The organism is Pseudomonas fluorescens (genome assembly GCF_002022275.1).
In the GTDB taxonomy this organism is placed as follows: domain Bacteria; phylum Pseudomonadota; class Gammaproteobacteria; order Pseudomonadales; family Pseudomonadaceae; genus Aquipseudomonas; species Aquipseudomonas fluorescens_AJ.
This window is the reverse complement of sequence record NZ_MSDF01000057.1, coordinates 14,929-38,611: the sequence shown is the minus strand read 5'-3', so window position 1 is coordinate 38,611 and position 23,683 is coordinate 14,929. Positions and strand designations below refer to the sequence as shown.

Below are 23,683 nucleotides of genomic sequence, written 5' to 3'. Positions count from 1 at the left end.
TCGTCACCACAAAAAAGGAATCGCAATGAGCTCTATCCTTTCCATGGCCGCCTTTGCGCTCGCCACCTCGATCACCCCCGGCCCGGTCAACGTGGTCGCCTTGAGCGCCGGTGCGCGTTTTGGTTTTGCCGCCAGCCAGAAACACGTGTTCGGCGCGGCGGTCGGCTTCACGTTGCTGCTGGTGCTGATCGGCCTGGGCCTGCATGAGGTATTGGTGCGCTGGCCAATCCTGACGCAGATGATTCAGTGGGGCGGGGTGGCCTTTTTGCTGTACATGGCCTGGAAACTGGCGGTGGACGAGGGCCGGCTGGACGCCGACGGCACGCCCACTGCACCGTCGATGCTGTATGGCGCGGTCATGCAATGGCTCAACCCCAAAGCGTGGCTGGCCTGTGTGGCGGGGATGGGCTTGTTTGTGGCCGACGGCGATGCTCGCCAGGTCTGGCTGTTCGCCGCGCTGTACCTGGTGATCTGCTACCTGTCGGTAGCATGCTGGGCTTATGCGGGGACGTTTTTGCGGCGCTACCTGAGCAATCCTCAAGGTGTGCGGCTGTTCAACCGCTCAATGGCCGCGTTGCTGGTGGCCAGTGTGGGTTATTTGCTGATGGCTTGAGTGCCTCGCGGTACTGCCCGGGCGTGGCGGCAAAATGCTGCTTGAAGGTGCGCTGCAAGTGCGCCTGGTCGGCAAAGCCTGCGGCCAGGGCCACGTCGGCGATCAACTCGCCGTTGCGCAGCTGGGTACGGGCGAACTGCACGCGCTGGTTCACCACAAAGGCGTGGGGCGTCAACCCGTAATACAGCTTGAACGCGCGGATCAGGTAAGACGGCGACAGCTCGGCCGCCAGGCAAATGTCCTCCAGTTTCAATGCCTGGGTGCAATGCTCGCGGATGTAGTCGGCGGCGCGTTCCAGCTTGTGATTGACCTCGCGCGGCGGCGTTTCGGCGGGGTTCAGGCGCTGCTGCACCTCACTGAAATAACTCACCAGCGTGCTCTGCTTTTGCAGGTGTTCGACGTGCTCGTCCACCAATAGCCGGTAGAGCGCCAACAGCCCTTCATAGAGCCCGGCGTCGCGGGTGTACGGCGTGTTGAAAGGGCGATAACCCTGGTCGGTGCTGAAGCCCAGCTGGTGCTGCAAGTCAGTCAGCCAGGGCGTGTCGAGGTACAGCATTTGATAGGACCAGGGCTGGTCGCGGACAGGGTTGCAGGCGTGCACATCACCGGGGTTCATCAACACCACCGTGCCGACGCTGATCTCGAAGGTGTCTGCGCCGTAATGGTAGTAACTGCAACCGGTGGTGACCGCGCCGATGGAGAAATGCTCGTGAGCATGCCGGCCGTAAGTGACCTTGCGCCCATCAGCGATACTGCGCGCCTCGATAAACGGCAGCGCAGGGTCGCGCCAGAAACTGGGGGCCGTGGGGCTGATCGACAAGGTCATGGTGCGACGCTCCTTTGGGTTGCCGCACTAGATTCCCGGATAAACGGCGGATGTTCAAGGCCTCACTTCGCGGCCAGTGACATGCTCAGCAGGTAATCAGCCCAGGGATCATTGCCGCTGCTGATCTGCTCCAGCGTCTGGGCAAGCCTGGCTTGCGCGAGCAGCCGCGAACCCTCCTGCAAATAGTGCCCGGTAATGAGGGCGGCCAACGCGCGGGAGCGGGTTGAGTCGAGGCTGCGGGGGATGCGGTGCCCCTTGGCATCCGCTGGCGGCAAGACCTCGATTTCTGCCAAAACGGTGTCGAGCCTGCCGATGCGCAGGTCGGGCCAGCGGGTCGCGGGGAGGGTTGTTGAAGGCTCTGCCCCCGTGGCGTAGGCCGGCCATTCGACGGCCAGGTCCGCGACGGTCTGGCTGTCCGAGGCGACAGCATTGACCAACAGGCTGTAAGCCAGGTCGCGCCGACGGCGCAGCAGCAAGTACTTGGGGAAGCACTCATACACATGCCTGGTTTTGTAGAAGCTGGCGCAGACGATCAGTCCGAATGCTCCGACCGCCCCAGCCGCGCTGCGCAGGGCGAAGCACTCAACCTTGCCGAATTCCAGTGTTTCGCGTTCATCCAGTGAGCGTGCGGGCAGGGCACTGCACAGATAGTCCACGTAGGCGCTTTGCAACTTGTTCAGATGAGCGTCAAAGGCAGGCGCGAGGACTTGATTGAACGGCGCCAGCTGAACGAACCGCGGGGCCAATGTCGCGTACTTGAGCTGCACATCGCTGGACTGCCAGTGGGTGGATGAAGCCACCAGCTCATTGGCCATGTACAAGTCGACAAAGGCGTACTTGCGGCCAGCGTGGAGGCTGGCAAGCGCAGCGGACTCTTCATCTTGCGCCGACCACTCCCAGACCAGGTTTTCCAGTGAATCGACCTGCGGATACACCTTTTTCAAGACCTCAAGTGCCACGGAGCGTTGGGTGGGTACCTGCGCTGTGAACGCTTCTTCGGCCGTCCGCAGGCGTGCCCGCAAGCTGTTCAGTTCAGCGATGGCGAGGTTCATCTGATTCACGCTGTATCGCTCACTGCGCGGCACAATACCGTTGGCGGCCGCCCAGGCCAGGATAGCCGGAGTCGCGTGGGCGGAGTCCAGAAACAGGCTCCATTTTCCATGAGGCGGCAGGTAGGCCAAATACAGCATTTCATCATGACTCATTTGCCGGGCGCCGCCTGGCAAACGCTGCTCCAGATAGGTGGCATATTGCTGGAACAGCACCCACGTCTGGGTGCAGAGAAACGGCAGGGTATCGGGGATGTCCCGCACCAGCAGGTAGGGCGCCTGGCCACATAGCATCAGGTGTGCCGCCAACGCAGCGGCCCCGCGATCAAGGCTTCTGAAGCTGGTTTCCACGTTCCTGCGCACAAACGCCACGGACTCGCCCCAAAAGTAAGGCGCAGCCCAATCCATTCCGTTGATGCGGGTGGCGTGCAGGCTGGCATCAGGGTCCAGGCTCAGAATCAACGCGGCCCACAACAGTGCGCTACGGCCTGCGTGACCGCCGGGATCGCTGGCCTCACTGCCTTGCCATTGCACCGCTTGAACCAGTTGCCTGGCCAATTGCTGGGCGAGGGGGGAGGCGATCAGGCGACTCATCAACAGGTCGGCTTCGGCGCGGATATCGACCGGCGATTTGTCCCGTAACAGCGCGCCGCACAAGTAGCTGAACAGAGACTGGTCAGCGTCCGGCAAAAACTGCCGACTGGTGGCGATGACTTGTTGACGGTCCGGTTCAGACAAGGTCCAGCCGATCGGTTGCTCAGGCATGGCGGGACTGAGTGCCCGCCAGTAATTACTTTCATAAAGAGGGTGAGGGAGGCTGATGACCCGGCGTCGTGCGCTAAGCCGCGCCGCCTCCAGGCTGGCCGGCAGCGGGATGGCGTAGAGGCGCAGTGCCTGGCGCAGACTGATGGCGTCGTTGGTGCGTAACTCGCCGCCCAGTTGTGTCGCCACGGTTGCCAACAGGCGGACCATCGGCGCAAGTTTCGCGTTTGCCATCACCACCGTCGACAATGATTTCCAATGGCCGTCCACATCTTTGGCGCCTATACCCTTCTCGACACTCAATAGCACGTGGCTGGTGGGGGCGATGCGCTGCTGTACCAGGATGGCGACAAACTCGGGATGATCAACCAACGCCTGCAATTGTCTGCGCCCGGGCAACAGTTGGGTGGGCAGGGTATCGGCGTCGATTGGAATGATCGCATCCAGCCCCTGTGGGCCGTTCAATACACCGGCGCTGACCATTTTGAACAGTGCGTGGCGCAGGGAATAACGATCGTTGAGGACACCGATGAAACGCGTGTAGATATAGCGCTCATCGAGGCTGCGCGCCGCGGCATACAGCGTTGGCGTCGGCGGCATTGGCCACTGACGCAGGCACGCGACTAGCGCCGTCAGCTCGTCCGCGGTCGTGACACGCTCAATGCCATATACCTGCATGCACGCGGCAAGGCTCAGGCTGTGATCGGGGTAAATGCGGGTAGCGAGTTTATCAGCCAGGCGTTGCAGCGTATGCCAGCGGATGCCGGGGTTTTCAGGGCGCAGTTCATGCGTCTGTGTTGTGCCTTCGTTTAGCGTCGGCAATACGCAGATCGCCCGCTGGGCGGGATCAAAGTAGTACAGACCCGAAGCGGCTGAAACGCCCTCATCGCCATCATCTTCAATGATCAGCTTCAAGTGCTGCGCCGCCTCCTTTAGCGTGCGCGACAGCAACGAGCCGGAAGTGAGGTGCAGCCGGGTACTGAACAGCGCAAACCCTTCGAACGGTGTCAGTGCCTGCAACGCGTCGGCCAGTTGCGCGAAATCGAGTTGCTGACTAAGGCGCTCGCCGTGGATCAAGGAGCGGTTGCGGCCGAGATGATCAATGGAAGGAAACGCATCGGCGGCGCTCAGCTCCTCAACGATCACCTGGGTTTGCAGGCGATTGGCAGGCAGAGGGTAGCCATAAAAGGCCAGCACCCGGTCGAGCGATAATTGGCGGGTGGCATTGCTTGTGCGGTGACCCAGGTAAGGCATGCCGAGCTCGGCCGGGTCCAGCAGTTGGGCGATAAAGGTGATCGGGTTGGCGACTTTCCACCAACCGGATTCGTCCGCGAGGGTGAACCTGTGATGAGTGGCAGTGACCGAGTTGTTACCTGTGAGCGTGCCAAGCCTCACCCGCAGCGTAGCGAAATCCAGCTGCTGGCGGTCTGCCCAAGCCAGAAACTCGACGTGGTTGATTGCCTTGCTGTAGACGTCGCCCCATTGACCGAGCAGCGAGAGTTCCGAGAGGCTCACCGGCGTACTCGCCGAGGGCTGCGCCTGGTATGACGGCGACTGCAAAATACCCAGCAACTCGCTGACCAGTTCGCTGTCGCCCAGGCGGAGCAGGTCTTCGCGTTCGCTGAGTTCGGCAGCGGAGAAGTTCATGCTTGATAGCGGCAGGGTTTGAGGGGAAAGGGCAAGATCGAACAAACCATCCATGGGGCGGCCTCGGGCAGTGGCTAAACCCGGATGATTGCGGCGCACGGGCATGCACCGACAGCAGCCGATTCGGTAAATACCGTGGCTTGTCTCAGCCACGCCGGTCAGGCGCCGGTGAGCGCTACTTTTGAACTGGGCGCCTGACGATGAGCTATACCTTTAATCGGTTTGATGCTCCGCACACCGCCTTACCCATTCTCAACAAGGAAGAGACACCATGAGCGATGTTCAACTGATCACCCACGTCACCCCTCAGAGTTTCACGCAACTGCTGCAGGAAGCCGGCTCCCGCGTCAACCAGACCGAGCAGAACGGCATCGTGCAATTGCTCAGCGCCAGCCAGGGCATTGGTTATGCCGTGCGCTTTGGCAACCCGGCGGATGAGCCGGGCAGTTACGTGGATTTCACCTACAGCTGTGCGCTGCGGGTGCAGGGTGAATTGCCGCAAGGGCTGGCCCAGGTGTGGAACGCCTCGCGGCGGTTTGCGCGGTTGTCGCTTCAGGGGGAGTTCTTGTTGATGGAAATGGATGTGGTGGTGGCGGGTGTGGGCGCCACGCACCTGCGCAGCCAACTGGAGTTGTGGGATCGCCTGCTGCAGGAATTTATCGTCTACCTGCGTGACTACAGCCAGCAGGCCGCGCAGTTGCAGGCGCAGGCGAGCGCCGCAGCGGTGGATGAAGAAACGCCTGTGGCGTAAAAGCAGGATCAGCGTTGCAGCACACCGCGAAATGTCGCGCTCAATGCCCGTAATGTCTCGCGCGAACGTGCGTCGCTGATCCGGCTGTAGAGCACCACCTCGCTGACGGGCAATACGGGCAAACCGTATTGCTCGCCCACGTCCACCGCCCCCGGCGGCGCCACCCGATGGGCGAGGGCTGCTACGCCCAGCCCGGCGCTGACCGCCGCGCCTACCGCCATCACACCGCCCCCGACAAACACCTCGGTCCAATCCACATTCGCTGCATCCAGCGCCCGCGTCGCCAGGTGCCGCACACCGCACGGCGCTGCCATGGTCGCCATGCGCAGCGGCGTACCGGGGGTGTGCTGCCAGGTGGGCGCCGCAAACCAGCCAAAGCGCTCCAGGGCCAACACATCGCCGTCCTGGCGGTCGCCCTCGTTGCGCACGATCACCGCGTCCAGCTCGTTGCGGTCGAAAGCGGCGACCAGGTCGCGGGAGGAGGCGATGCGCACCTCCAGAATCACCATCGGGTCGTACGCCGCCAGACGGCTGAGCCACAGCGGCAAGTCCGGCCCGGCCACGTGGTCGCTGATGCCGATCACCAGACGCCTGGGCGCCAGCGTGACCATGGCGCCCAATGCACGCTCGTGGGCATTGAGCAGCACGCGGGCGGCGACGATGAACTGTTCGCCCCGGGGTGACAGCCGCACATGCCGCGGCGTGCGTTCGAGCAGGCGATAGCCGAGGCGCTCCTCCAGGCGTTTGAGCTTGAGGCTGATGGCGGCCTGCGAAGTGTCGAGGGCCTCGGCGGCGCGGGTGAAGCTGGTGAAATCCGCCACCAGTACAAAGGCCTGTACGGTGTCGATATCCAGAGGTTTGAGTGCATCGGTCATATCCGTTCCTTATTGCACTTATATCGACTGATATCTTGTTGAAATCATCGGCACTGCGCAAGCTGAATCCTCATCTCTCCAGGAGCTTCGCCATGTTCGCCAAACAGTATTCGCACCGTCTGCCTGCCGACTACGACATGGGCGTGATTCGCCGCCGTGCCGCGCAGTTGGGGCCACTGTGGGATCACGCCGAGGGGTTGCTGTTCAAGGCGTTTATCGCCCAGGAGCACGGCGCCAATGTGTATTCGTCGGTGTACCTGTGGTCCGACCCTTTGCAGGCTGCCGACTTTTTATTGGGGGAGCGCTTTCAGAAGGTGCTCGACAGCTTTGGTCGCCCGCATATCGAGAGCTGGCTGCCACTGGATGTGCAGCGCGGGCCGGCGCAGAGCGCGTTGAGTTTGTACCGGGAGGAGTGGCCGCTGGAGCCGGGGGCGGATCGGGCGGCGATTCTGGCCGAGGGCAAAGCGCGCAATCAGCAGTTGGCGGACAGCAGCGATACGTTCGCGGTGTTCCTGGCGCTGGATGTGCAGGCGTGGCGCCTGATTCGCATCACGTTGTCGGCGCAGGTGCTGGACGCGGCGCATCCGGGGACGGGTTATCAGGTGTGGTACCTGGCCCGTCCGGGAATCTAGCGGTGTACGGCTTGAACCTGGCCTGTGGCGGGCTCAATGTGCGCTCGGCCATCGCACCCGGCACCAGGCCCAGGGTGGTCCACAGCACCCGCTGGGCCACCGACACAATCACGATGTACAGCGCCACGCCAGGGATGGCGCGTCCCGAAATGGATAGCGAAAGGGCCAAAACAGGGTCTGGCTTACGGCTGTGGAGCCGAATACAGTGGCACGACCGCGCCGGGTTTGAACCGGCTTCCTGTTTCATGTTCGTTGTAACATGTTGAAGCAACTTGCGAGTCGACGTTGACTGCGCATCGAAACAGAGTGAATTGTGATGCTGGCCACTCGTTTGACCCTGATTTGCCATGCCGCCACGCCCCTTCAAAAACAGGGGCGCTTTCCCGATGACGAATCCGTCACGATGAATTGGCAGGACGCCGCCTTATCATTGGCAAATCGCTACAAGAACAACCGGCGCCTGATGTGCGCGCCTGAGGCCAGAACCCAGCAAACGGCGGGCTTGTTCGGCGAAAACGCAGAAGTGGTGGAAGCGTTGCGCGATGGCGATTTCGGTGGCTGGAAAGGTCAAGCCATCAGTGAACTGGACAGCGATTCACTGGGGGCGTGGATGACCGACAGCGCCTGTGCACCCCACGGTGGCGAGTCGGTGGATCAGATGTGTGCACGTATCGGGCGGTGGATGCAGTCCCTTGAATCCCAACCGGGACACGTGGTCGCCGTCACCCACCCTTTTGTGATCCGCGCCGCGATGCTGTACGTGATGCAGTTTCCTGTGTCCATGTTTTATCGGATCGACGTCGAGCCGCTGTCCGCCACCGAACTGCGCTTCAACCACCTGTGGCGCCTGCGCCTGGAAACTCACGCCTGAGCGCGCGAACATGGCAAAATCCACGCCCCGCAATGAGAGCAACCCATGAAACGCATCCTGATCATCGGCATCGGCGCCGGTAACCCTGACTACATCACGATGCAGGCCGTGAAGGCGCTGAACCGCACCGACGTGTTTTTCCTGATGGACAAGGGCCAGAGCAAAGACAAGCTGATCGACCTGCGCCGCGAGATCTGCGAAACCTACATCACCGAGCCCGGCTACCGCTTCGTCGAGGCCGATTGCCCCGAGCGTGTGCGGGGCGATATCGACTACACCACCGCAGTGCAGGACCTTAACCGCGACAAGCAGCAGACCTTCGAACGCATGATCAACGAGGAAATGACTGACGGTGAAGTGGGTGCTTTCCTGGCCTGGGGCGACCCTGCGTTGTACGACAGCACCATTCGCATCCTGCAGGCGATCCTTGCCGGCGGCCGCTGTGAGTTTGAATTTGAAGTCATCCCCGGCATCACCAGCGTTCAGGCGCTGGCCGCCCAGCATAAAGTGCCGCTGAACCGTATCGGCCGCTCCATCGAGATCACCACTGGGCGTCGGTTGGCGGCGGGGCAGGCGAGTGATGCGGACACGCTGGTGGTGATGCTCGACGCCGAGGATTCCTACCACACCGTGGCGGATCAGGACCTGGATATCTACTGGGGCGCCTACCTGGGCACGCCGGATGAAATTCTTATCAGTGGAAAAGTCGCTGAAGTGGCCGAAGAAATCGAACGGGTGCGCAAGGCCGCACGCCTTGAAAATGGCTGGATCATGGACACTTATCTGTTGCGCAAACCCTGAGGTAGCTTCCCCATGCTCAAACTGTTTGCCCTGGCGCTGACCCTGTTGGCCGGTAGCGCGCATGCCGATTCCACGTTACACACCGACTTGCCGCTGCAGTACCTGGAGCAAACCCAGAGCGATGCGCGCAACCAACCGCTGGTGATTTTCCTGCACGGCTTTGGCAGTAACGAGGAAGACCTGTTTGGCATCAAGGATGCGCTGCCGTCCACGTGGACCTACCTGTCGGCGCGGGCGCCCATGCCGGTGGACCCCAATGGCTATCGCTGGTTTGCCAAGACACCCGGTGACGGTGATTACAACGGCGAGACCGCCGACCTGCAACGCAGCGCGAAGCTGATCGAAGCCTTCGTGACCCAGGCCACTGCCAAATACCACACGCAAAGCGATCGGGTGTTTCTGGTGGGGTTCAGCCAGGGCGCGATCATGTCCTACGAGGTGGGCTTGCGCCAGCCTGCACTGGTCCGCGGGATTGCGGCGTTGAGTGGCAGTGTGTTGCCGGTGCTCAAGGCTGAACTCAAACCGAATGCGGCACTGGACAGGTTGGCGATCTTTATCGGCCACGGGACGCTCGATCAGGCGCTGCCGTATGCGTCGGCGACGCGGGCGAACGAGGTGTTGACGGGGCTGGGCTTGAAGCCGGAATTTCACGGGTACCCGGGGATGCCACATACCGTGAGTGAGGCGGAAATACAGGACCTCAAGGCCTGGCTGGAGAAGAGCCTGAGGTAAACACGGTTCAAACTGTATACCTATGCTGCAATGGCGGCGGCACTGACGAAAGAGATGTCGCCTGACCCAGCGCCATCGCAGGCAAGTCGAGTCGTCGCATCGCAGCTCCCACAGTTGATCTGTGGTGTCTGAAATACCCGGGTCACTGTCTCATCAGCGATGAAGATCCAATGTGGGAGCTGGCTTGCCTGCGATGGCGGTTTACCTGGCGTCGATTATCCGTTCGATCTCTCCCGCGTCAGGGCGGCCAGCGCCGAACAGGTTGCCCGGCGGTGGGATGAGTATGCCAAGCGCTCATCGGCGTACCGCCCGGGTACTCACGTCCACCCACACCGCCAGTACCAGAATGCTGCCCTTCACGATCATCTGCCAATAACTGTCCACATCCAGCATCGACATGCCGTTGTCCAGGCTGGTGATCACCAATGCCCCAAGCAACGCGCCATACACCGTGCCCGAACCTCCGCGCATGGACGTGCCGCCAATAAAGCACGCGGCGATGGCGTCGAGTTCGCCCATGTTACCCGCCGAGGGCGACCCAGCGGCAAGGCGCGCGGTGTTGACCAGGCCGGCGAGGGCGCACATCACGCCCATGATGCCGAAGATCCACAGTTTCACGGCTTGCACGTTGATGCCCGACAGGCGCGTGGCTTCCATGTTGCTGCCCACCGCATACACGCGGCGGCCAAATACGGTCTGGCCTGTGACGTAGCTGAACACGCCGAGCAGCACCAGCAACAACAGCACCGGCACGGGGATGCCGTCGTAGCTGTTGAGGGTGGTGACGAAGCCGGCCAGCACCGCGCCGATCACCGCTACGCGCAGTACGTCGCGTACCCACGAGTGGGCCGCCAAGCCATGAGCGGCGCGGTTGCGCCGTTGTTTCCAGGTCAGGAACACCGTCAAGGCAAACAGCAATACGCCAAGCCCAATGCCCACCGAGTGCGGCAAATACCCCTGGCCCACATACACCAGTTGCGGCGACACCGGTGCAATGGTGGTGCCGCCGGTGATCCCGAGCAAAATCCCGCGAAACGCCAGCATGCCGCCCAGGCCGACGATAAACGAGGGAATGCGCAAATAGGCGGTCATGTAGCCATTGGCCAAACCGATCATCAAGCCGCACAGCGCCACCAGGCTCAGGTTGGCCAACAGCGGAATGTGATAGACCACATCCAGAATCGCTGCCAACCCGCCCAGCAAGCCCAGCAACGAACCCACGGATAAATCGATCTCGCCGCTGATGATCACCAGCACCATGCCGCACGCCAGAATCCCGGTGATCGACATTTGCCGCAGCAGGTTGGACAGGTTGCGCGGCGTGACAAAACCGCCCTCGGTCTGCCAGCTGAAAAACAGCCAGATGATCGCCACGGCAATCACCAGGGCGAGCATTTTGTAGCGGGTGAAAAGGTGTTTGACCTGATTCATCTACGCGGTCTTCCGATCATTATTATTAGGGCTGAGCGCGGCGGCGAGTACCTGTTCCTGGGTCAGGCCGGCGTTGATGAAGTCGCCACGCAGTTGGCCTTCGCCGATCACCAGCACGCGGTTGGAAACGCCCAGTACTTCAGCCAGCTCGGAGGAGACCATGATGATCGACACGCCCTCGGCCGCCAGCGCGCCCATCAGCTTGTAGATCTCGTACTTGGCGCCCACATCCACGCCGCGCGTGGGCTCATCGAGAATCAGCACGCGGGGCTTGGCCATGAGCATTTTTGCCAGCACGGCCTTTTGCTGGTTGCCACCGGACAGGCTGGTGATCGGCAAAAACGGGCTGGCGGTCTTGAGGTGCAGGCGTGCGATTTGCCGATCGATGCTGCCCAGTTCGGCTTCGGCGTCGATGCACGTCAGGTGGGCATAGCTGTCGAGCACGGCCAACGTGATGTTCTGGCCCACCCCGAAGTCAGGAATGATGCCCTGGCGCTTGCGGTCCTCGGGCACCATGCACAGCCCGGCGCGGATCGATTTGAGCGGGGTGCGCGTGTCGATCACCTGGCCGTCCAGCCACACCTCGGCGCTGTAGCGTCCGGGGTAGGCACCGAACAGCGCCGACACCAGTTCCGTGCGCCCGGCGCCCACCAGCCCGGCGATGCCGAGGATTTCACCGCGCTTGAGCACGAAGGACACGTCGTCCACGCGTTTGCGCCTGGGGTTGTCGACGTCGTAGCAGGTGACGTTGCGCGCTTCGAAAATCACCTCTCCGATCTCGCGTGGCTCGGTGGGGTAGAGGTCTCTCATTTCGCGGCCGACCATCTGCGTGATGATCTGCGCGATATCCATGTCGGCCATGGCCGTGGTTGCGATGTGTTTGCCATCCCGGATCACCGCGACGGTGTCGCACACCGCCGCTACCTCATCGAGCTTGTGGGAGATGTACACGCAGGCCACGCCCTTGGCCTTGAGGTCACGGATGATGTCGAGCAATACCTCGATTTCCGAGCGGGTCAGGGCCGAGGAAGGTTCGTCGAGAATCAACAGGCGCGCCTGTTTGTTCAGGGCCTTGGCGATTTCCACCAGTTGCTGATAGCCGCCGCCGTACTGCGACACCGGCAGCGCGACGTTCATGTCCGGCACCTTCAGCTCGCGCATGAGGACTTCGGCGCGATGGAACATCGCCGGGTAGTTCATGCGCCCACCCGGCAACGTCAACTCATGGCCCATGAAGATGTTTTCGGCCACCGACAGGTCGGGCACCAGGGTCAGCTCCTGATGAATGATCACGATACCGGCGGCTTCGGTTTCGCTGATGGACTGGGCCTTGAGCGGCTGGCCGTCCCAGAGGATTTCACCGTCCCAGGTGCCGTAGGGATACACCGCCGACAGCACCTTCATCAAGGTGGATTTGCCGGCACCGTTTTCGCCGCACAGGCCGACGCATTCCCCCGGCCGCACCTTGATGTCGATGCCGTTCAGCGCGTTGACACCGCCAAAGCGTTTGACGATGCCGTTCATTTGCAGCAGGTAGTCGGCCATGGCGGTCACTGCCCGGCTATCTGCTCTTTGGTGTAGAACCCGTCTTTCTCCAACAGGTCGATATTGGCTTTTGTCAGCGGGGTCGGCGTGAGCAGGATGGTGTCGACCTTTTTGCTGCCGTTGTCGTATTGCGAGCTGTAGGTGGGTTTTTCATTGCGCGCGAGTTGTACCGAGAGCTTGGCCGCTTCGGTGGCGATCAATTTGAGCGGCTTGTACACGGTCATGGTCTGGGTGCCGTCGATCACGCGTTTGATCGCCGCGAGGTCGGCGTCCTGCCCAGAGATTGGCACTTTACCCGCGAGTTTCTGCGCGGCCAGCGCCTGGATCGCGCCGCCGGCGGTGGCGTCGTTGGAGGCGACGATGGCGTCGATCTTGTTGTTGTTTCGGGTCAGGGCGTTTTCGACGATGCTCAGGGCTTCGGTAGGGTTCCATTCCTTGACCCATTGCTGGCCGACAATCTTGATGTCGCCCTTGTCGATCGAGGGTTGCAGCACTTTCATCTGGCCTTCGCGCAAGACCTTGGCGTTGTTATCGGTGGGCGCACCGCCGAGCAGGAAGTAGTTGCCCTTGGGCGCGGCTTGCAGCACGCCGTTGGCCTGCATCTCGCCGACTTTTTCGTTATCGAAGGAGATGTAGGCGTCGATATCGGCGTTGAGAATCAGGCGGTCGTAGGACACGACTTTAATCCCGGCTTTCTTGGCCTCGGCCACGGCGTTGGTCAGCACGGTGGCATTGAACGGCACGATGACGATCACGTCGACGCCCCGGGAGATCAGGTTTTCAATCTGCGAGATTTGCTTTTGCTCGTTGGCATCGGCCGATTGCACGAAGACCTTGGCGTCGAGTTTTTCAGCGGCCGCCACAAAGTAATCACGGTCGCGGGACCAGCGTTCCAGGCGCAGGTCATCGATGGAAAAACCGATTTTCGGGTGGGCGGAATCGGCCATGACCGGCAGGGCGAGCAGGGCCAGGGCAGAGGCGAGCAAGGTGCGTTTGAATGACTTCATGGTGGTGCGTCCTTTTATTGTTGTTGGAAAGACACAGCGTGATGCGGGTAGGACTGTAGACGAACACTGTTGTTGAGGTGAACGGGCTTCCTGTGGCGAGCGGGCAAGCCCGCTCGCCACAGGTATCTGTGGTTCAACCAAAAATGTATCGGTTAACCACGCCTTCAAGCATCTCCTGCCGCCCACTCACCGCCTGCGGGTTCAACTCATGGGCAAACGCATGCTCGGCCAGCGACTCCAGGCTGAATTCACCGGCCAGCACTGCCTGGCCCAACGGCTGGTTCCAACCGGCATAACGCTGATCCTTGAACTGCTGCAAGCGGTCGTTCTGCACCATCGCCGCGGCACGCTCCAGGGCGAGGGCCAGCACATCCATCGCAGCCACATGGCCGTGGAACAGGTCCACATCGTCCAGGCTCTGGCGACGCACCTTGGAGTCAAAGTTGTAGCCGCCATTCTTGAAACCCCCAGCCTTGAGAATTTCATAGGTGGCAAGGGTCATCTCTTCGACGCTGTTGGGGAACTGGTCGGTGTCCCAGCCGTTCTGCGGGTCGCCCCGGTTGGCGTCGATGCTGCCGAAAATCCCCAGGGACACGGCGGTGGCGATTTCGTGATGGAAGCTGTGCCCGGCCAATGTCGCGTGGTTGGCTTCGATATTGACCTTGATTTCATGCTCCAGGCCAAACTCATGCAGAAAGCCGAACACCGTGGCGCTGTCGTAATCGTACTGGTGCTTGGTGGGTTCCTGGGGTTTGGGCTCAATCAGCAAATCGCCCTTGAAGCCGATCTTGTGCTTGTGTTCCACCACCATGCGCATAAAGCGCCCGAGCTGTTCGCGCTCGCGTTTGAGGTCGGTATTGAGCAGGGTTTCATAGCCCTCACGGCCGCCCCACAGCACATAGTTGGAACCCTTGAGGCGCAAGGTGGCGTTCATCGCGCTGAACACTTGCGCGGCAGCAAAGGCAAACACTTGCGGGTCCGGGTTGCTCGCGGCGCCAGCGGCGAAACGCGGGTTGCTGAAGCAGTTGGCGGTACCCCACAACAGTTTGATCCCGGTCTGTTCCTGATGGCGCTCAAGGTGGTCAACCATTTGCGCGAAGTGGTGGCGATACTCCTTGAGCGAGCTGCCTTCAGGGGCGACGTCCGTGTCATGAAAGCTGTAGTAATCAATGCCCAGTTTGGAGAAAAACTCGAAAGCTGCATCCGCCTTGCCGATGGCCAGTTCCATCGGGTCGCCGCTGCGCTGCCACGGCCGTTTAAAGGTGCCCACACCGAACATGTCCGCCCCCGGCCACACAAAGGTGTGCCAATAGCAGGCCGCCATGCGCAGGTGTTCGCGCATGGGTTTGCCGAGGATGAGTTTGTTGGCGTCGTAATGGCGAAAGGCGAGGGGGGAATCGCTGCTGGGGCCTTCGAAGCGAACCTTCTCGACACCGGGGAAGTACGGCATGGCGTTTTCCTTATTGTTCTTGGCGATGCCCCGATACTAGCAACGGCGCTCTGCCTGCCGATTATGAAAATCACCAAGGCATGGTGCGATTTTGAGTGGCGCGGTCTAGTCTGTGCCGACAGGCCTTCGGATAAAAACAATGAAAACCCTACCGCCCGTTCACCGCATCGCGTTGTTGTTCAACGGCAGCAAAATTTATGACCGCGGCATCATCACCGGCATCGGCAACTACCTGAGCAGCACCCGCGTATCGTGGGACTTGTTTCTGGAAGAAGACTTTTTGTGCCGCCTGCGCGGCATCGAGCGCTGGCAGGGCGACGGCATCATTGCCGACTTTGACGACCCGTTGATTGGCGAGGCGTTGGCCGACATCAAGTTGCCGGTGGTGGCGGTGGGTGGTTCCTACGAGGATGCGCGGGCCTATCCCAAAGGCATTCCGTATGTGGCCACGGACAATTACGCGCTGATCAAGCTCGCCTATGAGCACCTGATTGAAGCCGGCCTGACCCGGTTTGCCTGCTTCAGCCTGCCGCAGGCTCAGGCCAACCGCTGGGCCCAGGAACGCGAGAAAGCTTTCCGCCGGCTGATGCAACGTGATGGGTTGCAGGTGGAGGTGTATCGCGGCTTGGGCACCAGCGCACCCTTGTGGGACAGTGCCGTCGAACAGCAGATCGCCTGGCTGCAAGCCTTGCCCAAACCCATCGGCATCATCGCCGTCACCGACGCCCGCGCCCGCCAGTTGCTGCAGGCCTGCCTTACCGCCGGTATCGCCGTGCCGGAAGAAGTCGCACTGATCGGTATCGATAACGACCCGCTGACCCGCACCCTGACGCGCGTGCCGCTCAGTTCGGTGATTCAGGGCACCGAAACCATGGGCCGCACCGCCGCCGCGCTGCTGCACCAGATGTTGCACGGCAAACCCGGCGCCGGCACGCAGATTCTGGTGCCGCCGGACGCGATCAATGTGCAGGCGTCCAGTTTGCATCAGCCGCTGGGCAACCCCTACGTGATGCAGGCGCTGCTGTTTATCCGCCAATACGCCTGCCAGGGCATCAAGACCGCCCAGGTGGCGGCCTATGTCGGCGTGTCGCGCTCGTCCCTGGAGTCACACTTTCGCAAGGCGCGTGGCTGCAGCGTGCACGATGAAATATTGCGCTTCAAACTCGCGGCTGCTGCCAAGGGCCTGGAAAACCATGGCCTGGCGATTGCCGACGTGGCGACGCGTTGCGGGTTCAAGTCGGCGCAGTACCTGCACACGGTGTTTCGAAGGGAGTTTGGGTGTACGCCGCGGGAGTATCAGCAGGGTGTGGTCTGATACACAGCAGTGGCCGATGTGGGAGCTGGCTTGCCTGCGATAGCGCCGTATCAGCATCGGATATGCAGACTGACACTCCGCTATCGCAGGCAAGCCAGCTCCCACATTTTAGAATAGCGCCTTGACTTGCAATCCCAGCACCAGCGCATTGTCGATATCCGCCCCGGAAAACGCCCCCGGTTCAATGATGTATTGCACATCCGGACGCAACGTCAGCCATGGCGTGGCCTGGTAGCCATAACTCAGCTCAATCAACTGCTCGGCATTATTCAGGTTGGGGTAATCGGTCCCGGCGTTGAATGCAGCCAGTTCCTGCACATCCCGGCTGCGCGGGTTGGGTACGGCACGACTATAACCCAGCGCCAACGTATCTCGTGGGCGGCCTTCGAACGGCTTGTACAACACCACGCCTGCGCCATACCACTTGCTGAACGGCGAGGCAGCTTCGCTCGCTGCGGAGTATTGGCCGAAGGCGTGCAGCACACGACCGGCGGATGAGTTGGACGCCCACACCGCTTGATCAATCAGCAGGTAATGACCGCCGCGCCCGCTGACTTTCTTGTCGCTGCCGATGCGTTTTACATCGGAGCTGTCGTAGTAATAACCCAGTTTGTATTCGCTCGGCAGGGGGCCTGCGTGTTTGTAGACCAGTTCGATGGGCACCACGGTGCCGGTGGTATGTTTGGGCCCCAAATGCCAAGCGCGGCTGGAGTTGCCGTTGCTGTCCGGGTCGACGTTGAACGCCGCCACGCGCAGTTGCCAGTCTGGCGAAAAGTCATATTTCACCCGCGCGCCAAGGCGGGCGTTCGGGTAGTTGGTCCAGCCGCTGCCGCCGGACATGTTGAGCGGGTGCCCGCAGAAACCGGCGTTCATGAAGTTGCACAAAATACCGCTGTCGAGGCCGCCGAGGTCATTGCCCATGGCCATGTAGCCGAGCTTGACGTTCAGCGCAGGCGTGAACAGCGTGCGCTCGTAGCTCAGCTCGGTGAGGCGGGTGTAGAGGCCGCCGTAGTTTTCCTGGATCGGCAGGCGGTTGCCCACCAGGTCCTCGGAGGCGCTGTTGCCGCGTCGGTCGTTGATGGTCAGCTGGATGCGGTCGCCATTGTTGAAACCGTACAGCTTGCCCAGATCAAACTGCACACCCAGCTTGATGTTCTGCGAGTAGCGCGCCGCGCGGTGCTGGCCGCCGTCGGCGTTGTAGGCGGTTTCGCCGCTGTAGTCGCCGGTAAAGCGGATGCCTTGTTCGTCGAGCTCGCGGCGCAGGCCGCCCCAGTCGCCGGTCAGGGTGGTGTCGTCAGCTTGAACGGGCAGGGCGGCGCCCAGGGCCAGGCCCAGCAACAGGCGCCCAAGGGAGGTATGAGAAGTGGGGGTCATGCGAACTGTTCCAGACAAAAAAGCGCGGTGCCGGGGGAGGCACCGCGCGAACATTGGTTATGGCAGGGCGTAGGCGATCACGTAGTCGCCACGGTCGGTGGATTGGCGTGCGCCGCCGGCGGTGATGACGATGTACTGCTTGCCGGTTTTCGGCGACACGTAGGTCATCGGGCCGCCCTGGCTGCCCACGGGCAGGCGGGCTTTCCAGATTTCGTCACCGTTGCCGCTGTTGAAGGCGCGCAGGTAGAAGTCCTGGGTGCCGGCGATAAAGATCAGGCCGCCCTGAGTCGACAGTGTGCCGCCCAGCGTCGGCAAACCAATCTTGATCGGCAGGTGCATGCGGATACCCAGCGGGCCGGTGTCTTCCACGGTGCCGACCGGTACTTGCCAGGCAATCTTCTGGGTCTTCATGTCGATGGCGGTCAAGGTGCCGAACGGCGGCGCCTGGCACGGAATGCCGGCCACCGACAGGAAGCGGTTTTTGTTCACTGCATACGGTGTGCCCTTGAGCGGCACGGCGCCCATGCCGGTGTTCAGTGCTTCACCGCCCGACGAGGCCTGGGCCTTGTTCTGCGACGGCACCATCTGAATCCACAGGCCGAGGCGCATGTCGTTGACGAAGATAAAACCATGCACCGGGTCAGTGGAAATACTGCCCCAGTTCATGCCGCCCAAAGAACCCGGGAAACTCAGGGATTTATCCGTGCCCGGCGCGGTGTACAGGCCTTCGTAGCGCATGCCCTTGAAGTCGATGCGGCACAGCAGCTGGTCGTATGGCGTGGCGCCCCACATGTCCGACTCGCTCAGGGTTTGCGCGCCGATCTGTGGCATGCCCACCGATTTTGGCTGGGTCAGCGAGTAAGGTTCGTTGGGGATATTGGCGGCCTTGACCGGCACTTCGCGCACGTCGGTCAGCGGTTTGCCGGTGGCGCGGTCGAGCACATAGATCTGCCCGGCCTTGGTGCCGATCACCACCGCAGGTACCGCTTTGTCGCCGCCCGGCGGGGTGAAGTCGATCAGGCTCGGCTGCATCGGCAGGTCGAAATCCCACAGGTCATTGTGGACGGTCTGGTACACCCATTTTTCTGCGCCGGTGGAGGCATCCAGCGCCAATACCGAAGCGCCGTACTTGTGGTTGAGCCGGGTGCGTTCCACGCCGTAGATGTCGGTGGACGAGCTGCCCATCGGCAGGAAAACCGTGTTCATCAGCGGGTCATACGACATTGGCGCCCAGCTGTTCGGCGTGCTGCGCACATAGGTGCTGCCGGCGGCCGGGGCTTGTTTGTCTTCAGGGTTGCCCGGGTCGAAAGCCCAGCGCATCTGGCCGCTGATCACGTCGAAACCCCGGATCACGCCGCCGGGCATGTCGGTCTGTACGTTGTCGGCCACGCGGCCGCCGACCACCACGGTGGTGCCGGCGATCAACGGAGCGGAGGACAGTTGGTAGTAGCTGTCCGGCACGTTACCCAGGCCGGCTTTCAAGTCCACTTGACCATGGGTGCCGAAGTCTTCGCAGAACTTGCCGGTGTCAGCGTCCACGGCGATCAGGCGCGCATCGATGGTGTTGGTCAGCAAGCGACGCTGGCACTGCGCGCCAGCAGGAACAGTGGCGGCAATGATCGGCGAACTGTTCGGTTGAGTCGGCTGGGCAATCGGCGCGGTGGCGTCGAAATAGGCCATGCCCCGGCAACGTTGCCACACCGCCGATTTGGCGTTGACTTCGTTCTTCCACAGCTCTTTGCCGGTGTCGGCATCCAGCGCGATCAGGTTGTTGTGCGGCGTGCAGATGAACACCTTGTTGCCGATCTGCAGGGGCGTGAGTTGGTCTTCGGCACCGTTGCCGTCGCTGATCGCCACGTCGCCGGTGTGGTAGGTCCAGGCCACTTTGAGCTTATTGACGGTGTCACGGTTGATCTGGTCCAGCGCGGCGAAACGGCTGCCGCCCTCGGTGTTGCCGTAGTGCGCCCAGTCTTTCTGTGCATCAGCAGCGGCAACCGGGGTAATGCCCGGGCCAGCGCCGGTCGGCGCCACGCTTGGGTGGGCGACAAACATATTGCCCGCCGCGACCGCCACGCCCACCGCCAACACGGCGGCAACGCCATAGGCGCCGCGCGCAGGCCGGTCGACCAGCAGCGGGTAAACCAGCGCCACCACCATGCCGATGGCCGCAAACATGAACAGTCGCGAGAACAGCGGCCAGAACACCAGCCCCACATCCGCGACGGCCCACACCGCCGTACCCAGCAGAAACGCTGCGAACAACCACGCACCGGTGGCTTTGCGCAGGGCAATCAACACGCCGGAAACGGCCATGGCGCCGCCGCCGATCAGGAAATACCAGGAACCGCCGAGGCTGACCAGTTTGGCGCCGCCAACGGCCAGGGCCACGCCGAGCAGGGCAATGACAATGCCCAGGCCCAGCAGGAGATATCGTGAGGCGCCAGCGGCGCGGGGTGCTCGTTTCATGTCGGCAGGGCTCGAATGTGACTGACTAAAGGACGAATCTTAGCAAGATAAGTAACCAGTTAGTACATTAGAGTCCTGCAATAGACTATTACAGGTGCTGCGAAGATGCGGTGTGGCTAAATGTCGCCAAGCGTGCAATGGGCCTCAGGCCGGCATCACACGGTGGCGTTGTCTGCGTCTGCCCCAGGCGCTAGTCGGTTTTTTTGCCGCGAGGTTTTTTCTGCCCGGCTTCGGCTTCGGCGCCCGCCAATGCGTTGCCTCCCAGGCTGCGTGTCAGCTCAAGGGCTGCTTGCTGGAACAATGGATGAAGCGTCTGCGCTTGCTCGGCAGTCAGGCGGCTGGCCGGGCCGGAGAGTACCAGCGCGCCGATCAGGTTTTCTCCGGGGCCAAACACAGGCAGGGCCATGGAGGAGGCGTGAGGGTCGGTGGCACCGTGGGAAAAAAACGGCTTGATCATTTTCGCTGCCAGCGAGTAAGGCGTGCGTAACGCTTCGGCGCCAGCGGCACCGTCCATGGGGCGAGTGTCACCCGGTTGCAGGTGCAGGCGCAGGTGGTGGGGGGAGTTGATGCGGTAGAGGCACATTCGGTAGGCACCATGGCGTACATAGAATGAGGCGGTTTCCCCGGTTTCCTGGGTCAGGCGGTGCAGCAGCGGGGTGATATGGCGCTCAAGGTCCAGGCCATCCTGATACACGGTGTTCAGGCGCATGATCTCGGTAGCAAGCTGGTAGCGACCATCCGCCAGGCGCGTGATCAGGCCATGGTCTTCCAGTGACACCATCAACCGCATGATGGTGCTTTTGATCAGCCCGGTGCGGGCCGCCAGTTCGGCCAACTCCAGGGCCGTATCCCCCATCTTGAAGGCAGTGAGCACAGTCAGCACCCGATCAGCTGAAGCAACCCCGGTAACGGCGGGACGTGGGCGGGTTTTTACCATGGGGCGTTCCTTGTGGGGGATAGGCGAGTACGCAGCAAAATACTGGCATTGCCCCGTGGGGGCAATGCACAAGGGCTCAACTGGCGCTTGCAGGCGCCTTGAGTTCGGCCGCGTCGCTGGAACCCTTCATTTGTTTGCGCCCCATCAGCAGCACCATCACGGCACCCGCTGCACACAGCGCCGCCAGTGGCATCAGCGCCAGGGCGTAGCTGCCGGTGGCGTGGTGGATCGTGCCGTAGACGTTGACCATGATGCCGCCGCCAATCAGGTTGGCCATTGCGCCTACGGCGGCCAGGCCGGCAGCGGCGGTGGAGGAGGACAGCCAGGTCGACACCAGCGCCCAGAAGGGTCCCTTCATCGAGTACGCACCGATCAGCACCATGGACATCATGATCACCGTCGCGACCAGGGAGGAAGTGAGCAGCGCCATTAACAGGCCGGCGGTAATCAATAGCAAGGTGGTGGCGGTATGCCAGCGGCGTTCACCCGTCTTGTCGGAGCTGCGCCCCCACATGATCATCAGGACCGACGCCAGGCCGTAGGGGATGGCATTGACCATGCCGATTTCCAGGTTGTTCAGGCCGAAGGTTTTGAGCAGCTGCGGTGCCCACACACTCATCGTGCTGCCTGCTGCCGATGCGCCCGAGTAGATCAGCGCCAACACCCAGATGTGTTTGTGACGAAGCAGTTTCCACAACGAAATATGCCCGATGGCGGTCTTGCGGCTGCGCTCTTCGTCGAGCCGGCTAGTGAGCCAGTTGCGCTGCTCGCTGCTCAGCCATTTGGCGTGCTCCGGGCGATCGGTCAAGACAAACAGGCACGCGATCCCCAGCAGCACGGCGGGAATGCCTTCGAGGATGAACAGCCAGTGCCAGCCACGCATGCCAAACCAGCCATCCATGCTCAGCAGCAGGCCCGACAGGGGGGAGCCAATGAAGTTGGCGCCCGGAATCGCCACCATGAAAATTGCGACCATGCGCCCGCGGTAGGCCGCCGGTAGCCAATAAGTCAGGTAAAGCAACACGCCCGGGAAAAACCCGGCCTCGGCCGCTCCCAGCAAGAACCGCATGACGTAGAGGGAATTGACGCCCTGGACAAACGCCGTAGCGGCCGAAATCAGCCCCCAGGTGATCATGATCCGCGCAATCCATACCCGTGCGCCAAAGCGCTGCAACGCCAGGTTGCTGGGCACCTCCACCAGAAAATACGAGACAAAGAACAAGCTGCTGGCGAAGCCGAAGATGGCAGGGGTGAGGTCCAGGTCCTGGTTCATCTGCAGGGAGGCCATGCCAATATTGCCCCGGTCGATGATCGCCAGCAGGTAGCAGAGGATCAGGAACGGCAACAATCGCCACGCGACTTTGCGCATGGTTGAGCGCTCAAGCGCGCTGATTTCGGTAGAACTGTTAGACATGACTCTCTCTCCCGTTTTGTTTTTTTTGGAGAAGCGTTATGAGCGCGTGCTCTCTCACGTGAAGCCCAGGCAATGCACGCCGGATCAGTGGGCGAAGAGGTGACGGTTCACCACCGTGCGTGGGTGCGGCGCAGTACCGCCCCAGCAGGCGATGATCTGTTGCACCGCCAGAAGGCCTACCCGGTCACGCGCTTCAGCCGTGTTGGCGCCCACATGCGGGGTGGCTACCAGGGTCGGCAAACCCCACAGCGCCGAATCCGCAGGCGGTGGTTCGGGGTTGAAGGTGTCGAGGCCGGCACCGGCGATCTGGCCGGTGCTCAGGGCCTGGATGAGCGCATCGGTATCAATCAGCTCGCCGCGCGCCGTATTGATCAGCAGGCTCCTGGCGCGCATGCGCTTGAACTGCGTGGCCCCGAAGAGGTTGCGATTCTGTTCGGTCAGCGGGCAATGCAGGCTGATGATATCGCAGCCTGTCAGCAGGGCATCGAAGTCCTCGACACGCTCCACATTCGGCAGGTGTGGCAGGTGGTCGAGGTAGGGGTCATAAACCTTGACGGTCATGCGCAGCGGCGCCACCAGGTCCATCAGGATTCGTCCGATAGCGCCAAGCCCTACCAGGCCGAGGGTTTTGCCCGAAAGCTCAATGCCCACCGACGTGGCCTTGTCCCAGTGACCGTCCCGCATGCGTGCGTCGAGCAGGGCGGTCTGGCGGGCGACACTGAACATCAGCGCCAGTGCGTGCTCGGCCACGGACTGGGCGTTGGCACCCAAGGCGATGGTCACTGGAATGCGGCGTTCGGCGGCGGCGGCAATGTCGATGGTGTCGTAGCCCACCCCGTGCTTGGCAATGATCTTCAACGAGGCTGACGCGTTGATCATCTCGCGGGTCAGTTTGCCCTGGCGCACGATAATCGCGTCCGGCTGCTCGCGGGCGATGATCGCGGTGAGTTCGTCGGCGGGGGCGTAGGGCGTGGTCGGCAGAACGCGTACACCGTGGGCGGCTGCGTGGGCCATGGCTTCGTCGGTCAATTGCGGGCCGGTCAGCAGAAGGGTTCGGGTCATTTTTTGCACCTTTGTTTTCTTGTCGGTGTGCAGTTGGGGCGCTTTGTGGCGTTCAACGGTGGTTGAAACCTACCATAATGAAATGGCGTTGCAATATAAAATTAAAGACATCTGTTTCAGAAA

The 23,683-nt window shown here is 61.8% G+C and carries 19 protein-coding genes; 7 read left to right on the top strand and 12 right to left on the bottom strand.

What is annotated here, in order from left to right; all coding sequences use genetic code 11:
- Positions 1-25: 25 nt before the first annotated feature.
- Positions 26-613, top strand: coding sequence for a LysE family translocator (locus tag BFW87_RS28470; protein WP_078743045.1), 588 nt, complete (start codon positions 26-28; stop codon positions 611-613).
- On the opposite strand, the gene BFW87_RS28465 is transcribed toward BFW87_RS28470, so the two are convergent.
- On the bottom strand, positions 555-1,439 hold the full coding sequence (locus BFW87_RS28465; RefSeq protein WP_078743044.1) for an AraC family transcriptional regulator: 885 nt from the start codon (positions 1,437-1,439) through the stop codon (positions 555-557). The genes BFW87_RS28470 and BFW87_RS28465 overlap by 59 nt on opposite strands.
- A 62-nt stretch (positions 1,440-1,501) precedes the next feature.
- On the bottom strand, positions 1,502-4,951 hold the full coding sequence (locus BFW87_RS28460) for a hypothetical protein (RefSeq protein WP_078743043.1): 3,450 nt from the start codon (positions 4,949-4,951) through the stop codon (positions 1,502-1,504).
- 217 nt (positions 4,952-5,168) lie between these two features.
- On the opposite strand from BFW87_RS28460, the gene BFW87_RS28455 reads away from it, so the two are divergent.
- On the top strand, positions 5,169-5,648 hold the full coding sequence (locus BFW87_RS28455) for a YbjN domain-containing protein (RefSeq protein ID WP_078743042.1): 480 nt from the start codon (positions 5,169-5,171) through the stop codon (positions 5,646-5,648).
- A gap of 8 nt (positions 5,649-5,656) precedes the next feature.
- Here the strand turns inward: BFW87_RS28455 and BFW87_RS28450 are convergent, their stop codons facing one another.
- Entirely contained in the window at positions 5,657-6,523 is an 867-nt protein-coding gene (locus BFW87_RS28450; protein WP_078743041.1) for a LysR family transcriptional regulator, read from the bottom strand.
- 92 nt (positions 6,524-6,615) lie between these two features.
- Between BFW87_RS28450 and BFW87_RS28445 the strand changes: the two genes are divergently transcribed.
- The 4 genes from BFW87_RS28445 to BFW87_RS28430 all read left to right on the top strand — a co-directional run bounded on the left by BFW87_RS28445 (position 6,616) and on the right by BFW87_RS28430 (position 9,559).
- On the top strand, positions 6,616-7,155 hold the full coding sequence (locus BFW87_RS28445) for a DUF4865 family protein (RefSeq protein ID WP_078743040.1): 540 nt from the start codon (positions 6,616-6,618) through the stop codon (positions 7,153-7,155).
- Between the two features lie 316 nt (positions 7,156-7,471).
- The gene (locus tag BFW87_RS28440; protein WP_078743039.1) at positions 7,472-8,026 is read left to right on the top strand and encodes a histidine phosphatase family protein; all 555 of its coding nucleotides are present in this window, start codon (positions 7,472-7,474) and stop codon (positions 8,024-8,026) included.
- A gap of 45 nt (positions 8,027-8,071) precedes the next feature.
- Complete coding sequence (gene cobF, locus BFW87_RS28435; protein WP_078743038.1) at positions 8,072-8,827, top strand: precorrin-6A synthase (deacetylating); 756 nt, start codon at positions 8,072-8,074, stop codon at positions 8,825-8,827.
- A 12-nt stretch (positions 8,828-8,839) separates the two neighbouring features.
- Entirely contained in the window at positions 8,840-9,559 is a 720-nt protein-coding gene (locus BFW87_RS28430) for an alpha/beta hydrolase (RefSeq protein ID WP_078743037.1), read from the top strand.
- Between the two features lie 294 nt (positions 9,560-9,853).
- On the opposite strand, the gene BFW87_RS28425 is transcribed toward BFW87_RS28430, so the two are convergent.
- The 4 genes from BFW87_RS28425 to xylA form a co-directional block, all read right to left on the bottom strand.
- Positions 9,854-10,990, bottom strand: a complete 1,137-nt coding sequence (locus tag BFW87_RS28425; RefSeq protein ID WP_078743036.1) for a sugar ABC transporter permease — start codon at positions 10,988-10,990, stop codon at positions 9,854-9,856.
- The gene (xylG, locus tag BFW87_RS28420; protein ID WP_176159844.1) at positions 10,991-12,535 is read right to left on the bottom strand and encodes a D-xylose ABC transporter ATP-binding protein; all 1,545 of its coding nucleotides are present in this window, start codon (positions 12,533-12,535) and stop codon (positions 10,991-10,993) included.
- Between the two features lie 5 nt (positions 12,536-12,540).
- Positions 12,541-13,542 (bottom strand): D-xylose ABC transporter substrate-binding protein, encoded by a 1,002-nt coding sequence (gene xylF, locus BFW87_RS28415; protein ID WP_078743034.1) that lies wholly within the window; start codon positions 13,540-13,542, stop codon positions 12,541-12,543.
- A 133-nt stretch (positions 13,543-13,675) separates the two neighbouring features.
- On the bottom strand, positions 13,676-14,992 hold the full coding sequence (gene xylA / locus BFW87_RS28410; RefSeq protein ID WP_078743033.1) for a xylose isomerase: 1,317 nt from the start codon (positions 14,990-14,992) through the stop codon (positions 13,676-13,678).
- A gap of 139 nt (positions 14,993-15,131) precedes the next feature.
- On the opposite strand from xylA, the gene BFW87_RS28405 reads away from it, so the two are divergent.
- Positions 15,132-16,307 carry a XylR family transcriptional regulator gene (locus BFW87_RS28405; RefSeq protein ID WP_078743032.1) on the top strand — a complete coding sequence of 392 codons (1,176 nt, stop codon included), beginning with the start codon at positions 15,132-15,134 and terminating at the stop codon, positions 16,305-16,307.
- A 108-nt stretch (positions 16,308-16,415) separates the two neighbouring features.
- Here the strand turns inward: BFW87_RS28405 and BFW87_RS28400 are convergent, their stop codons facing one another.
- From BFW87_RS28400 to BFW87_RS28380, 5 genes are all read right to left on the bottom strand, one after another.
- Positions 16,416-17,681: a carbohydrate porin gene (locus BFW87_RS28400; protein ID WP_078743031.1), complete on the bottom strand. Its 1,266-nt coding sequence runs from the start codon at positions 17,679-17,681 to the stop codon at positions 16,416-16,418.
- A 57-nt stretch (positions 17,682-17,738) separates the two neighbouring features.
- On the bottom strand, positions 17,739-20,147 hold the full coding sequence (locus BFW87_RS28395) for a glucose/quinate/shikimate family membrane-bound PQQ-dependent dehydrogenase (protein ID WP_078743030.1): 2,409 nt from the start codon (positions 20,145-20,147) through the stop codon (positions 17,739-17,741).
- Positions 20,148-20,337: 190 nt separating this feature from the next.
- Positions 20,338-21,084, bottom strand: a complete 747-nt coding sequence (locus BFW87_RS28390) for an IclR family transcriptional regulator (protein WP_078743029.1) — start codon at positions 21,082-21,084, stop codon at positions 20,338-20,340.
- 76 nt (positions 21,085-21,160) lie between these two features.
- A complete protein-coding gene (locus tag BFW87_RS28385; protein WP_078743028.1) occupies positions 21,161-22,498 on the bottom strand; it encodes an MFS transporter in 1,338 nt (445 codons plus the stop codon).
- Between the two features lie 84 nt (positions 22,499-22,582).
- Entirely contained in the window at positions 22,583-23,560 is a 978-nt protein-coding gene (locus tag BFW87_RS28380) for a hydroxyacid dehydrogenase (RefSeq protein WP_078743027.1), read from the bottom strand.
- Positions 23,561-23,683: the final 123 nt, after the last annotated feature.

Excerpts from the sequence above, each read along its gene's own strand:
- xylF (WP_078743034.1), bottom strand. The coding sequence starts at position 13,542 with ATGAAGTCATTCAAACGCACCTTGCTCGCCTCTGCCCTGGCCCTGCTC.
- BFW87_RS28450 (WP_078743041.1), bottom strand. The coding sequence starts at position 6,523 with ATGACCGATGCACTCAAACCTCTGGATATCGACACCGTACAGGCCTTT.
- BFW87_RS28380 (WP_078743027.1), bottom strand. The coding sequence starts at position 23,560 with ATGACCCGAACCCTTCTGCTGACCGGCCCGCAATTGACCGACGAAGCC.
- BFW87_RS28465 (WP_078743044.1), bottom strand. The coding sequence starts at position 1,439 with ATGACCTTGTCGATCAGCCCCACGGCCCCCAGTTTCTGGCGCGACCCT.
- BFW87_RS28440 (WP_078743039.1), top strand. The coding sequence starts at position 7,472 with ATGCTGGCCACTCGTTTGACCCTGATTTGCCATGCCGCCACGCCCCTT.
- BFW87_RS28445 (WP_078743040.1), top strand. The coding sequence starts at position 6,616 with ATGTTCGCCAAACAGTATTCGCACCGTCTGCCTGCCGACTACGACATG.
- BFW87_RS28385 (WP_078743028.1), bottom strand. The coding sequence starts at position 22,498 with ATGTCTAACAGTTCTACCGAAATCAGCGCGCTTGAGCGCTCAACCATG.
- BFW87_RS28455 (WP_078743042.1), top strand. The coding sequence starts at position 5,169 with ATGAGCGATGTTCAACTGATCACCCACGTCACCCCTCAGAGTTTCACG.
- BFW87_RS28430 (WP_078743037.1), top strand. The coding sequence starts at position 8,840 with ATGCTCAAACTGTTTGCCCTGGCGCTGACCCTGTTGGCCGGTAGCGCG.
- BFW87_RS28460 (WP_078743043.1), bottom strand. The coding sequence starts at position 4,951 with ATGGATGGTTTGTTCGATCTTGCCCTTTCCCCTCAAACCCTGCCGCTA.
- BFW87_RS28390 (WP_078743029.1), bottom strand. The coding sequence starts at position 21,084 with ATGGTAAAAACCCGCCCACGTCCCGCCGTTACCGGGGTTGCTTCAGCT.
- BFW87_RS28405 (WP_078743032.1), top strand. The coding sequence starts at position 15,132 with ATGAAAACCCTACCGCCCGTTCACCGCATCGCGTTGTTGTTCAACGGC.
- cobF (WP_078743038.1), top strand. The coding sequence starts at position 8,072 with ATGAAACGCATCCTGATCATCGGCATCGGCGCCGGTAACCCTGACTAC.
- BFW87_RS28400 (WP_078743031.1), bottom strand. The coding sequence starts at position 17,681 with ATGACCCCCACTTCTCATACCTCCCTTGGGCGCCTGTTGCTGGGCCTG.
- BFW87_RS28425 (WP_078743036.1), bottom strand. The coding sequence starts at position 10,990 with ATGAATCAGGTCAAACACCTTTTCACCCGCTACAAAATGCTCGCCCTG.
- BFW87_RS28395 (WP_078743030.1), bottom strand. The coding sequence starts at position 20,147 with ATGAAACGAGCACCCCGCGCCGCTGGCGCCTCACGATATCTCCTGCTG.
- BFW87_RS28470 (WP_078743045.1), top strand. The coding sequence starts at position 26 with ATGAGCTCTATCCTTTCCATGGCCGCCTTTGCGCTCGCCACCTCGATC.
- xylA (WP_078743033.1), bottom strand. The coding sequence starts at position 14,992 with ATGCCGTACTTCCCCGGTGTCGAGAAGGTTCGCTTCGAAGGCCCCAGC.
- xylG (WP_176159844.1), bottom strand. The coding sequence starts at position 12,535 with ATGGCCGACTACCTGCTGCAAATGAACGGCATCGTCAAACGCTTTGGC.